The 11,923-nt window shown below is 71.4% G+C and carries 15 protein-coding genes; 10 read left to right on the top strand and 5 right to left on the bottom strand.

From position 1 onward, the window contains the following. Nucleotides 1-118 precede the first annotated feature (118 nt). Entirely contained in the window at nucleotides 119-472 is a 354-nt protein-coding gene (locus tag F6J85_RS11260; protein ID WP_150925063.1) for a DUF1801 domain-containing protein, read from the top strand. A gap of 139 nt (nucleotides 473-611) precedes the next feature. Here the strand turns inward: F6J85_RS11260 and F6J85_RS11255 are convergent, their stop codons facing one another. Both F6J85_RS11255 and F6J85_RS11250 read right to left on the bottom strand, forming a co-directional pair. Continuing rightward, nucleotides 612-1,826, bottom strand: coding sequence for an MFS transporter (locus tag F6J85_RS11255; protein WP_150925061.1), 1,215 nt, complete (start codon nucleotides 1,824-1,826; stop codon nucleotides 612-614). A gap of 207 nt (nucleotides 1,827-2,033) precedes the next feature. After that, nucleotides 2,034-2,843, bottom strand: coding sequence for a GAP family protein (locus tag F6J85_RS11250; RefSeq protein WP_150925059.1), 810 nt, complete (start codon nucleotides 2,841-2,843; stop codon nucleotides 2,034-2,036). 120 nt (nucleotides 2,844-2,963) lie between these two features. On the opposite strand from F6J85_RS11250, the gene F6J85_RS11245 reads away from it, so the two are divergent. The 5 genes from F6J85_RS11245 (at nucleotide 2,964) to F6J85_RS11225 (ending at nucleotide 7,112) form a co-directional block, all read left to right on the top strand. After that, entirely contained in the window at nucleotides 2,964-4,166 is a 1,203-nt protein-coding gene (locus tag F6J85_RS11245) for a sensor histidine kinase (RefSeq protein WP_238706935.1), read from the top strand. Beyond that, nucleotides 4,163-4,813, top strand: a complete 651-nt coding sequence (locus tag F6J85_RS11240; RefSeq protein ID WP_150925057.1) for a response regulator — start codon at nucleotides 4,163-4,165, stop codon at nucleotides 4,811-4,813. Before F6J85_RS11245 ends, F6J85_RS11240 begins: the two co-directional genes overlap by 4 nt. A 19-nt stretch (nucleotides 4,814-4,832) precedes the next feature. After that, nucleotides 4,833-5,522, top strand: a complete 690-nt coding sequence (locus tag F6J85_RS11235; RefSeq protein WP_150925055.1) for an SDR family oxidoreductase — start codon at nucleotides 4,833-4,835, stop codon at nucleotides 5,520-5,522. Between the two features lie 48 nt (nucleotides 5,523-5,570). Then, complete coding sequence (locus F6J85_RS11230; protein WP_150925053.1) at nucleotides 5,571-6,161, top strand: IMPACT family protein; 591 nt, start codon at nucleotides 5,571-5,573, stop codon at nucleotides 6,159-6,161. Nucleotides 6,162-6,245: 84 nt separating this feature from the next. Then, nucleotides 6,246-7,112 (top strand): AraC family transcriptional regulator, encoded by an 867-nt coding sequence (locus F6J85_RS11225; protein ID WP_191906588.1) that lies wholly within the window; start codon nucleotides 6,246-6,248, stop codon nucleotides 7,110-7,112. Nucleotides 7,113-7,130: 18 nt separating this feature from the next. Here F6J85_RS11225 and F6J85_RS11220 read toward each other — a convergent pair whose 3' ends face one another. After that, complete coding sequence (locus tag F6J85_RS11220; RefSeq protein WP_150925051.1) at nucleotides 7,131-7,637, bottom strand: hypothetical protein; 507 nt, start codon at nucleotides 7,635-7,637, stop codon at nucleotides 7,131-7,133. Between the two features lie 82 nt (nucleotides 7,638-7,719). On the opposite strand from F6J85_RS11220, the gene F6J85_RS11215 reads away from it, so the two are divergent. The 4 genes from F6J85_RS11215 (at nucleotide 7,720) to F6J85_RS11200 (ending at nucleotide 10,972) form a co-directional block, all read left to right on the top strand. Beyond that, nucleotides 7,720-8,496, top strand: coding sequence for an alpha/beta fold hydrolase (locus F6J85_RS11215; RefSeq protein WP_150925049.1), 777 nt, complete (start codon nucleotides 7,720-7,722; stop codon nucleotides 8,494-8,496). A gap of 41 nt (nucleotides 8,497-8,537) precedes the next feature. Then, complete coding sequence (locus tag F6J85_RS11210; RefSeq protein ID WP_150925047.1) at nucleotides 8,538-8,945, top strand: hypothetical protein; 408 nt, start codon at nucleotides 8,538-8,540, stop codon at nucleotides 8,943-8,945. A gap of 64 nt (nucleotides 8,946-9,009) precedes the next feature. Further along, nucleotides 9,010-9,258 carry a PLDc N-terminal domain-containing protein gene (locus F6J85_RS11205; protein ID WP_150925045.1) on the top strand — a complete coding sequence of 83 codons (249 nt, stop codon included), beginning with the start codon at nucleotides 9,010-9,012 and terminating at the stop codon, nucleotides 9,256-9,258. 52 nt (nucleotides 9,259-9,310) lie between these two features. Beyond that, the gene (locus tag F6J85_RS11200; RefSeq protein WP_150925043.1) at nucleotides 9,311-10,972 is read left to right on the top strand and encodes an ABC-F family ATP-binding cassette domain-containing protein; all 1,662 of its coding nucleotides are present in this window, start codon (nucleotides 9,311-9,313) and stop codon (nucleotides 10,970-10,972) included. A gap of 18 nt (nucleotides 10,973-10,990) precedes the next feature. On the opposite strand, the gene F6J85_RS11195 is transcribed toward F6J85_RS11200, so the two are convergent. Further along, complete coding sequence (locus F6J85_RS11195; RefSeq protein ID WP_150921939.1) at nucleotides 10,991-11,338, bottom strand: LysR family transcriptional regulator; 348 nt, start codon at nucleotides 11,336-11,338, stop codon at nucleotides 10,991-10,993. 87 nt (nucleotides 11,339-11,425) lie between these two features. Continuing rightward, a complete protein-coding gene (locus tag F6J85_RS11190) occupies nucleotides 11,426-11,893 on the bottom strand; it encodes a MarR family winged helix-turn-helix transcriptional regulator (RefSeq protein ID WP_150925042.1) in 468 nt (155 codons plus the stop codon). Nucleotides 11,894-11,923 lie beyond the last annotated feature (30 nt).

The raw sequence follows: 11,923 nt of genomic DNA, 5'->3' as shown, positions 1-11,923 counted from the left end.
CACGTGAATCATCGCGGAGAGGCCTGAGTCGCTCAGGACATGTCCGGATGGGGTGCGGCGCACGAGTGCGCCGACTTCATTCGCCGATGCGTGACATCGGCTGACGAAAGGACATGGCATGTCGTCGAAGGACGAGAAGAATCTCGCACAGGTGATCGAGAAGATCGCCCACATGGACGAGCCGAGACGTTCGGTCATGCAGCAGGTGCATGACATCGTCATGGCTGCCGGCCCAAACCTGAAGCCGCGGATCTGGTACGGGATGCCCGCCTACGCGAGGTCGGCGAGCACACCCGCGCTCGTGACCTTGCGCAACGACGAACGACTCAATCTCGCGATCACCGAGAAAGCGGACTTCCGGGCTGCGGGTGGCGTCGACGGGAACCTCATGCCGGCCGCGTGGTACTTCGAGACCGTGGACGCGGTCACCGAGAAGCGCATCGCGGAGATCATCCGATCCGTGGCCGACTGAGCCCTGCGCGCGGCGGCCGCTGAGGCCGCCGCGCGTAGCGCGACAGGCATGCGCGATGAGAGCCGCTGCGCGCGCAGCAGGTCGCTCCCGGACGCGGCGCACTCGGCCGATCACGTGCACCTCACCAGGCTGCGGGGCGTCAGGGGGCAGGCTGGCCGACTCGCCCGCGCCGCGCGACGAGCCGGTTGAGTCGCTCCGACATGAGCAGACCCAGCACCACGAGCACGCCGAGGAAGAGCGGGAAGACCCACATGCCCGCCCACGCCGAGAGCGCGCCGAAGAGGGGCGGAGCGAAGGTGGAGCCGGTGTACGCCGCGGCCATCTGGATGCCGATGATGGCCTGCGAGTTGCGCCGGCCGAAGTTGACCGGGGTGGAGTGGATGATCGCGGGGTAGATCGGGGCGCAGCCGAGCCCCGCGAGCACGAGGCCGGCGAGGGCGAGCGCGTCGGTCTGCACCGGGAGCGCCAGCATCACGACACCGAGCCCCACCGTCGCGAAGCCGCCGCGGATCAGCCGACGATCACCCAACCGATCCGCGAGGAAACCGGCCAGGAACCGCCCGGCGGTGATCCCCAGGAGGAACAGCGAGGCGAACGCGGCCGCCGTCGCGGGGGTGACCCCCCGGTCGGTGACCAGCCAGGTCGATGCCCACAGGATCACGGTGGTCTCCAGCGCGCAGTAGGCGAAGAACGCGATCAGGATCGACACGACCCCCGGGATCCGCAGCGCCCCTGCCAGCGGCACGTGCAGACCGCCCTTGCCCGACGGCTCGGCTTCGGCCGCGTGGTCGTCGGGGATGCGTGGGTTGACCTTCCCCCACAGCGGGAGGCTGACCAGCAGCACGAACGTCAGGGCGGCCTGGATGACGCCGACGATCAGGTAGGCGCTGGACCATCCCAGCTCGGCCGTCAGCACGTAGCTCATGATGAACGGGCTGATCGACGCGCCCAGGCCCCAGAAGCTGTGCAGCCAGTTCATGTGCCGTGCGGCGTAATGCAGGGCCACGTAGTTGTTCAGGGCGGCATCCACGGCACCGGCCCCGAGCCCGAAAGGAATGGCCCACAGGCACAGCATCCAGAACGAATCGGAGACGGAGAATCCCACGAGGGCTGCGGCGGTGAGCCCCACACTGACCGCGGTGACGAGACCGGCTCCGAATCGGCGTGTCACCCGCTCCGACGCGAGGCTCGAGAGGATCGTGCCGCCGGCGATGATCATCGTCACGATGCCCGCGAAGGCCACGGGAACGTCGAGATCCCGGTGCATCACGGGCCAGCCGGCGCCGATGAGCGAATCGGGAAGGCCGAGGCTGACGAAGGCGACGTAGATGATCGCGAGGAGGAGCGAGTACACGGCTCGGCGGTGTGCCTTTCAGGGGAAGTGGCCGCGGCAGGGCGCGGCGGCACACCGTAGACGGTACCGGCTCGCGACTCGCGATCTCGTCCGCGCCCGCGTCGAGGATCAGCTCGGGGCGACGCGGCGGAGTGGAGCCGCACCGGGAAGCCCTGCGCCGGTGCGTTGCCGGAACGGTGACGGGATGACCGCCACTCCCGGTGCGCGTCAGCCCAGCTGTGCCAGCCCGTCGAACAGGCCCAGCTCGTTCGCCGCGGCACGGGCGATGAAGAATCCGACGATGCCGATGATCCAGGCCGTGTTCTCGCGGCCGGTGCGCTCCATCCATGCGGCCAGGCGTGCCAGCGGACGCGCGACCAGCGGCGCAGCGACGATCCGCAGGGCCAGCAGCACGAGGGCGGGCAGCACCATCACCGCGCAGTAGGCCGCCAGAGCGGCGAACCGCACGGGCATGCCCAGTGGCGCCTCGGCCAGCATCCCCATCGCCACGAGGTAGGGCAGCATCGTGGCGACCTCGATGACCCCGGCGCCGACGGCCACCGCCATCACGGCGCCGGGCGATGCGTCGCGGGAGAGCAGCCGATCCCGCCAGCGCGCGAGCCGGGCGCTCCGCACCGGTGCCGTCGCGGTGCCGCCGGCCGATGCGGACGACAGCTCACCGGATCGCCCGGTCCCCTCCGCCCGGGTCTCGGCCTTCTTCGACCCTCCGGCGCCCATGACGATCGCGGTCACCAGGAGCCCTCCGCCCACGACGAGCTGGAGCACCTGACCCGGGGTGGAGGACAGGACGTCTTGCGCGACATCGACGAGGTTCACCAGGCCGAGCGTGAAGAGGACGCCCACGGCCAGGTAGAAGCCCGCGATCGTGACGAGGTAGAGAAGAACGCGTTCTCCTCGCACGCGGCCGGGAGCGAGCAGAAGGAACACGGGGATGAGGAGCGTTCCGATGCTGAGCCCGTCCACGAGGGCGAGCACGGTGAGCGTGATCGGCAGGGGGGCGTCCGAGACGATGTCCATGTCCCCACGCTGGCCCGCCCGGCGGGGGAGCGGATCGGGCGGAAGGGGGAAGCAGTGGCCACGTCGGGTCGTCCTTTCGACGGATATCGCCGCGCAGGGCCGACGTGGTTGCATGAGAGGGTGAGCGAGAGCCCAGCCGTCGTCCGGGCATCCGTGACCGCATGGGTACGGATGCGCCGCGGCGCGGCGGAAGCGCTGGGATACGCCGCGTTCACAATCGTCGCGGCTGCGCTCGGATTCGTCGGGCTGTGGAGCCTGTTCTCGGTGCTTCCCGAACCCGTCTCGCCGTGGTGGTCGCTGCTCACGGGGCTTCCCGCCTGCACGCTGGTGGTGTTCCGCTCGCGGGCACCGCTGGCGCTTCTCGGCGTCGCACTCGCGCTGTTTTTGATCGATCTGCTGACGGTCGGTGGCGTGGTGACCCTCATCGTCGTACTCGATCTCCTCTACGCGGCCACGGTGGCGGCATCGCCGTCTCGCCGGCGCGGCATCCTGGTGGGCATCGCCGTCGCGGTGGCAGGGATGACGGCGGCGGCGCTGACCCGCGTCGACGACTTCCGCGTCGGCATCCTGATCGGACTGCAGCTCGGTGCGCTCGCCGGCATGGACTACTGGTACGCGACGTCGGTCGCACAGGCTCACGAGCTCGTCGCGCTGCATCGTGAACGCGCCGAGGAAGCTGCCAGGCAGGCCGTGCGTGAACGCGGCGAGGTGGTGCGCCGGGAGCGCGAGCAGATGGCGCGCGAGCTGCACGATGTGGTGGCCGGAGACGTGTCGGCGATCGCGATCCGCGCCGAGGCGGCGCTCTCGGTCGACGGCCCACCCGAGTCCGATCGTGCGGCCCTGCGCGCTGTGCGCGACTCCAGCCTTCAGGCGCACGAGGCGCTGCGATCGATGATCGCCGTCCTGCGCAACGGCGACGGTGACGTCGCAGCTCGGGGCCGGGACGCCCTGCCCGGCCTCGTGGCGGAGGCCCGTCGGCGCGGACTGAGGGTCACCGTCGACGACTCGCTGCCGCAGGGGATCCCCTCACCGGTCGATCACGCCGTGACGCGCATCGTCCAGGAGTCGCTGGCGAACTGTGCGCGTCATGCCGCCGGTGCGGACGTCGATGTCGTGCTGAGCGCGGGGAGCGAGGGGGATGTGCACGTGCGAGTGGACTCGCGAGGCGGCGCTGCCGTGACCACCCCGCCCATTCAGGGAAACGGATGGGGGCTGGATCTGCTGCGCGAGCGGGCGCGGGCGCTGGGCGGCCGGCTGGAGGCGGGACCCGACGGCGACGGATGGTCGGTGCGGGCCACGCTGCCGGCCCAGGTGCCGGCATGACCGGCACCCAGCCCCGCGTCCTCCTCGCAGACGATCACGGCGCCATCCGCGAGGCTTTGCGGATCATGCTGGAAGCCCACGGAGTCGCCGTCGTCGGCGAGGCCGCCGACGGCGCGGTCGCCGTCCGCAACGCCGCCGCCCTGCGGCCGGATGTCGTCCTCATGGACCTGCGGATGCCGGGGACGGACGGCGTGTCGGCGACGCGGGAGATCGTGGACGCGGGATGGGCGCACGTGCTCGTGCTCACGAGCTTCGACGAGGACGAGCTCGTGGCCGGAGCCCTCCGCGCCGGCGCCGCCGGTTTCCTGCTGAAGACGGCGGATGCGGTGACCCTCATCGACGCGGTGCGACGCGTCGCGGCGGGGGAGGGGGTGCTCGATCCCCGGGTCACGCGACGGGCGCTGGCCCTGATCCCGCGAGGCGACGACGTTCCGGCCCCGGGCGGCGATCGGCTGAGCATGCTCACCGCCCGGGAGTGCGAGGTGCTCGAGGCGATGCGGGCCGGCCGCTCGAACTCGCAGATCGCTGACGAGCTCGGGATCTCGCTGGCGACGGTCAAGACGCACGTGTCCAACGTGTTGTCCAAGCTCGGCGCGCGCAGCCGATCCCACGCCGTGGCGCTCGCCGCCGGAGCCGCCGACGGGTGAGAGGTGCCACGATGGCTTCATGAGTGTGCATCTCCTCACCGGCGCCGGTTCCGGCATCGGGTCCGCGCTCGCGACGCGTTTGCGCGCCCGCGGCGACGACCTCGTCCTCCTGGCGCGCAGCGCGGCACGCGCCGCGCAGCTCGAGCAGCGGTTCCCGGGCGCGCGGACCGTCGCCGCCGATCTCGCGGCGCCGACCGAGCTCGCGTCCGCGCTGGCGCAGCAGGAGCTCCCCGACCGGCTGGACTCCGTCATCCACGTCGCCGGCGTGGTCGACCTCGGCCCCGTCGCCGACATGCCCGTGGCGCTGTGGACGGCGCAGGTGAACGTGAACCTCGTCGGGCCGGCGGAGCTGACCCGGCTGCTCCTCCCGGCCGTGCGGGCGGCGCAGGGGCAGATCCTGTTCGTCAACTCGGGGGCGGGCCTGCGCGCCGCCCCCGACTGGGCCGCGTACGCGGCATCCAAGCACGGGCTGAAGGCGCTGGCCGATTCCCTGCGGGCGGAGGAAGCCCCGCACGGCGTGCGGGTGTCATCGGTGTTCCCCGGGCGCACGGCGACGGCGATGCAGGAGCGGGTGCACGAGCAGGAGGGCAAGCCCTACGACCCTGCGGCGTTCATCGATCCGGAGTCGGTGGTCACGAGCATGCTCACGGTGCTCGACCTCCCGCGTGACGCGCAGATCCCGGAGCTGACGATCCGACCGGGGGTCTGACCCGGTTCCACGCGGACGGCTGCGGGCGCGCCTATCGTGGAGCTGCCGATGCCGTTCACCCTTGCCGCTCCCGTCCACAGCGAACTGCTCATCAAGAAGAGCAGGTTCCTCGGCTGCGTCGAGCCCGTCGCCGGCCGGGAGGACGCCGTCGCGCGGGTCGGTGAGCTGCGTGCGGAGCATCCCGACGCCCGGCACGTCTGCTGGGCGCTGATGGCCGGCGGGCACTCCGCAGCGAACGATGACGGCGAGCCCGGCGGCACGGCGGGGCGCCCCATGCTCGACGTGCTGCGGCATCAGGAGCTCGAGGGCGTGCTGGCCACTGTCGTGCGTTATTTCGGCGGCGTGAAACTGGGTGCCGGCGGACTCGTCCGCGCGTACACGGATGCGGTGGCTCAGGCCCTCCTCGGCGCCGAGCGCGTGCCGCTCATCCGGATGCAGATGCTCCGGGTGCAGGTCCCGTACGCGTTCGAGGGGGCGCTGCGCCGTGAGCTCGCCGCCCACGACGCGGTGCTGGAGGATGTGCGCCACGGGGCGGACGTCGAGATCGCACTGCAGGTGCCGGCGGATCGGGTAGGCGCGCTCGTCGCCCGCATCGACGACGTGTGCCAGGGTCGTGCCGTGTGGCTCGCGACCGCTTGAGCGTGGTCGTCCGATCGAATCGGACGCGAACTGTCGGGCGCGCGCATCCGCGGGAGACGAACCTTGATCGGGAAGGGAGCCCCCGTGATCGAGATCCTCAACCGTCTGGTCGACGAGGTCGAAGCGCATCTCAACGATGACCTCGACCTCGACGCGCTTGCGCGGGAACTGGGGACCACCGGCTACCACGCGCGCCGTATGTTCGCCTCGCTCGCGGGGATGCCGGTGTCGGAGTACGTCCGCCGTCGACGGATGACCGTCGCGGCGGGCGACGTCATCGGTGGCGAGGATCTCCTCGCCACCGCCGTGCGCTACGGATACGGGTCGACCGAGGCATTCGGTCGCGCATTCCGTGCGGTGCACGGCGTGAGCCACGGTGACGTCCGTCGTGACGGCGGTCCTCTTCGCAGCCAACCGCAACTCAGGTTCCGCCTGACCGTCGAAGGGACCACCCCCATGGACACCCGCATCCTCCCGCGCCCCGCTTTCCGGCTCGTCGGGCACGCCGCCCGTGTGCCGCTTCAGTACGAGGGGGTCAATTCCGCCATCCAGGAGCACATCGCGTCGCTGCCAGCGGCCGAGCACGAGCGGCTGAAGCTGTTGAACAGCACAGAGCCGGCCGGGCTGCTGCAGGTGAGCGCGGACGTCGACCCGGATGACCCAGAAGGCAGCGAGCTGACCTATCTGCACGGCGTCGCCGTCGAGGCGGGGACCGCCGTCCCTGATGACCTCGACGTCATCGACGTGGAAGCGGGGGAGTGGGCGGTCTTCCGGACTTCCGGCGAGCACCCCGCTGCGCTGCAGGCAGCGTGGGCCGCGACGGCCACCGAGTGGTTCCCCTCGAACCCGTGGCGGCTGCGACCGGGACCCGCCCTGGTGGCCGTGCTCGAGCGCGCGCCCGACTTCCGTACCGCCACGTGCGACCTGTGGCTGCCCGTCGAGCACGCCTGAGTCGGGGGACCGTGGGCCTCACACGTAGAAGCGGCTGACGCGGGTCGTCCCGCCGGCATCCGTCCACTCCACCAGGAGCGCGGCGACCGCCGGACCGGCGAGCTGGTCGCGGAGGGCGAAGCCGAACTCTTCGCCCGGGCCGACGCCCGCCGGGAGGGGGGCCGAGAACGTCAGCGTCTTCCCGCCGGAGGGCACGCGGAGGCGATCGAGCCGGATCGTCTCTGCACCGAGGTTGCGCAGGACGCCTCGCCCGCTCCGGACGGTCAGCTCCAGGGAGGCGGGCGCGTCGTCGGCTCGTCTGCCGGCAGGGCTCGGCCGCACCGTGGGTGCCGCATCCGGGGCGAGCGGTGCCCCCATCCGCGGCAGCTCGACCGTCGATCCGGCCGACCCGGCCACCTCCCGCAGACCCGCACGCGTCCGGAGGTCGCGGACGAAGGCGGCGACGGCGACCGCGCTCGCGGCGATCGAACCCAGGGCCCCGAGGTAGGCGGGAAACGTCGTACTCCAGAAGTCCGGCCACGTCATACCTGCACGCTAGTGGCGCCACCGGCGCGCGCAAGGTCGCCGGAGTGCGGGAGGTCCGTCCGTCATCCGGGAGAATGGAAGCATGACAGTCGCAACGCCCCAGACCTTCGAACCCGATGGCCGCGCCATCCCCTTCGTCGATGAGGGCGAGGGGCCGGTGGTGGTCCTGCTGCCCGGTCGTGGGCTGAACATCTCCTACCTCGGCACGCTCGCCCACGTCCTGGTCGAAGAGGGCTTCCGGATCGTGCGGATCGGCTCCCGCACGCCTGCGCCGGACGCTGCGGTCACGATGCACGACCTCGCGCAGGACGTCGTCGACGTGCTGGATCGGCTGAGCCTGGACTCCGCATGGGTCGGCGGTCACGCCTTCGGCGGTGCCGTCGCCCGCACGGTGGCGCTGGATCACCCCGACCGCACCGAGGGGATCCTCCTGATGGGGGTCGAGGGCACCGAGCCGCTTGCAGCCGACGTCGTGCAGGCGCTGCAGGCCGCGTTCACGGAGGCGGCGGGGCCCGCGCCCCTGGATGCCATGCCCGTTCTGGCCGGCGGATCGGTCGACCCGACGTGGGCATGGAACGTCTTCTCCCGTGCGCGCGAGAGCGCCGTCGAGCCGATGCAGACGGCGGCCCTGGCGGCGACCCCGTCGGACGAGTGGATGCGGCTGGCCCCGAGCCTGCCCGTCCTGATCCTGCAGGGCACCGAGGATCGCGTCACCGTTCCGGCCAACGGTGATCAGCTGCAGGCCTCCGCCGCCGATCGCGCCAGTGCCGCGCGCATCGACGGCGGCGGCTACCTGTTCCCGATGACCCACCCGGGGGAGATCGGAATGCAGATCGAGGATTACCTCGCCTGGGACTGACCCCGCGGGGCCGTGTCCGCGGCCCCGTCTACTCTTGCGCCATGGCCACGCTCGAGGATGTGCACGTGATTGCGGGGAAGCTGCCCGGGACCGAGGAGCGCGCCACAGCGGCGGGTGCCGGCTGGCTCGTGCGAGGCAAGCCCTATGCCTGGGAGTGCCGTCCGTGGCCCAGCATCCCAGCCGACATGCGCGAGATCATCGCCGCGGAGCTGGTCGTGGGAGTCAAAGTGGGCGAGCCGATCGACGCGCTTGCCCTGGTCGACATGGCGCCTGATGTCTTCCTGCGGACGACCACGCGCTGGGGCGAGCCCAAGGTCGCCTTCCGGATGGCGGCGATCGACCCGGAGCATCTCGTCGAGCTGGTGACCGAGGCCTGGCGCACCCAGGCTCCCCGGTACCTGCAGCGCGAGCTCGACGCCTCCCACCCGCCTCGTGTACCGCATCCCTGACCAGGAGTGCGCATCCCGCGTTCAGGGGGCAGGATGGAGGAACCGCACGACGGGAAGGTGCACGATGACCAAGACACACACCCGGCTCTCCACCGGCGCCAAGACTGCAGTCCGCCTCTCCGCCGGCGCGAGGGTCGGTATCGCGATCGCGGGCGTCGTGCAGGTGGCGTTCGCGTTCCTGGCGTTCTGGGACCTCGCGTTCCGTGACGCCGACGAGGTGCGCGGGCCCAAGCCGGCATGGATCCCCGTGATCCTGGTGAACTGGATCGGGCCGCTGGCCTACTTCAGCCTCGGCATCCGCCACCGGCGCTGACCGGCGAGTGCCCGCGGACGGCGGGCACTCGGACGGGTGACAGGATCGAAGGATGACCGCAACACTCGTCGCCTCGGGCCTGGCCGGCGGGTACGGCCACCGCACGCTCTTCGATTCCCTGGACCTGACCGTCGCGCCGGGGGACGTGGTGGGAGTCGTCGGTGCGAACGGCGCCGGCAAATCCACCCTGCTGCGCCTACTCGCCGGCATCGACGAGCCGCAGGCCGGCACCGTCACGCTTTCGCCGCCCGATGCGTTCGTGGGCTGGCTGCCGCAGGAGCACGAACGCGTCCCGGGCGAGACGGTCGTCTCCTACATCGCCCGCAGGACGGGGTGCGCGGAGGCGACGCGGGACATGGATGCCGCGGCGGCAGCACTGGGGGATCCGTCGCTCGCGACCCCGGGCGTCGATCCCGCAGACGCGTACTCCAGCGCCCTGGACCGGTGGCTCGCCAGCGGTGCGGCCGACCTGGACGAGCGACTCCCGGTCGTGCTCGCCGAGCTGGGCCTCGACCTCGGCGGTGCGCCGGAGGACGCCCTCATGACCTCGCTCTCGGGCGGGCAGGCCGCCCGCGTGGGTCTGGCGGCGCTCCTGCTCTCACGCTTCGACATCGTGCTGCTGGACGAGCCGACCAACGACCTCGACCTCGACGGGCTCGAGCGCCTCGAGGCCTTCGTGCGCGGGCTGCGCGGCGGTGTCGTACTCGTGAGCCATGACCGGGAATTCCTGGCTCGGTGCGTGACCCGCGTCCTGGAGCTCGACCTCGCGCAGGGCGCGAACCGCGTCTTCGGCGGTGGCTACGACGCCTACCTGGAAGAGCGCGCGACACTCCGGCGGCACGCGCGGGAGAAGTATGACGAGTTCGCCGATAAGAAGGCCGACCTCGTCGCGCGGGCCCGCACCCAGCGGGAATGGTCGAGCCAGGGCGTGCGCAACGCGATGCGCAAGGCCCCCGACAACGACAAGATCCGGCGCAAGGCCGCGACCGAATCCAGCGAGAAGCAGGCCCAGAAGGTCCGGCAGATGGAGAGCCGGATCGCGCGGCTGGACGAGGTCGAGGAGCCCCGGAAGGAGTGGCAGCTCGAGTTCACCATCGGCGCGGCGCCCCGTTCCAGCTCTGTCGTCTCCACTCTCGCCGGAGCCGTCGTCCGGCAGGGGGTGTTCACGCTGGGTCCGGTGTCGCTGCAGGTGAACGCGGGCGAGCGCATCGGCATCACCGGTCCCAACGGTGCGGGGAAGTCCACCCTGCTGCGGCTGCTCCTGGGTAGGCAGGCACCGGACGAGGGAACGGCGAGCCTGGGTGCGAGCGTGCAGATCGGCGAGATCGACCAGGCCCGCTCGCTGCTGGCCGGATCCCGGCCCCTGGCCGCCGCCTTCGAGTCGCTCGTGCCGGAGATGGCCTCCGGCGATGTGCGCACCCTGCTGGCGAAATTCGGGCTCAAGGCCGACCACGTGAACCGCCCGGTCGACGAGCTGTCACCGGGCGAGCGCACGCGCGCCGGTCTCGCGCTGCTCCAGGCGCGAGGCGTCAACGTCCTGGTCCTGGATGAACCCACCAACCATCTCGACCTCCCCGCCATCGAGCAGCTGGAGCAGGCGCTGGAGTCCTACGACGGGACGCTGCTGCTGGTCACCCACGACCGGCGGATGCTGGCGACGGTGCACACCGACCGGCACTGGCGGGTCGAGGGCGGGCGGGTCACCGAGGCATAGACGCGCGGATGCGGCGGCTCAGCGGCCCTGCCGCTTCTTGAACGGCTTCGGCTGACCCTTCACGACCGGCGCGCGGCCCTTGCCCTTGGACGCTTTGGCCTTTCCCCCGGCCGGAGCAGCCGCCTTGGCAGCCGGCGCCGGCGCGGCGGCGATGCGCTCGTTCGCCTCGGTCAGCAGAAGCGCACCGGCCTTGGTCAGCTGCGTCTTCCCCTTACCGCGCGCGAACAGCGGCTGCCCGACCTCCTCCTCCAGCTTGTCGATCGTGGAGTAGAGGGCGGCGAGCGGGATGCCGAGTGACTCCGCCGCGCGCGGGAAATGCAGCTCCTCGGCGACGGCGACGAACCGTCGGAGTGAGGTGATGTTCACGGTGCGCCTTCCCTCGCCCGCCGCGCGGACTCCTCCCAGGCTAGCCGGGCTCCGACGGCGATCCGACGCCGGGTCGGCCGGCGCGGCTCATCCGAGATCGAGATGGCGGCGCATCGCCGCGGCTGCCTCGCCGAGCCGCGTGAGCTGCTGCGGCGTGAACGCGTCGACGAAGACCTCCTTGATCGCCCGGAGGTGGGGGAGGGTGCTCGCCCGGAACGCGCGCGCACCCTCGTCGGTGAGGAAGACGCGCGAGCCACGCGCATCCTCCTCGCAGGGCTCCCGGCGCACCAGTCCGCGCTTTTCCATCCTGCCCAGCTGCCCCGAGAGGCGGCTGCGCTCCCAGTCGATCTGACGGGCGAGTTCCGATGAGCGCAGGGCCTTCGACTCCGCCTCGCTCAACGCGAGGAGCACGCGGTAATCACCGCTCGACAGCTGCGAGTCGTGCTGCAGGCGGGATTCGATGCGGGCGCGGACGATCTCGAATGTCTCGATGTGCGCGCGCCAGATCGCGAGTTCCTCGCTCGTCGGGAGGTGCTGGCCGGTTGCAGTGCCCATCGTTCTCCTAGGTAGTTGACATATGAACAA

This window comes from Microbacterium lushaniae, assembly GCF_008727775.1.
Taxonomy (GTDB): Bacteria; Actinomycetota; Actinomycetes; order Actinomycetales; family Microbacteriaceae; genus Microbacterium; species Microbacterium lushaniae.
The sequence above is the reverse complement of the archived record's forward strand: the minus strand, read 5'-3'. Positions and strand labels throughout refer to the sequence as shown.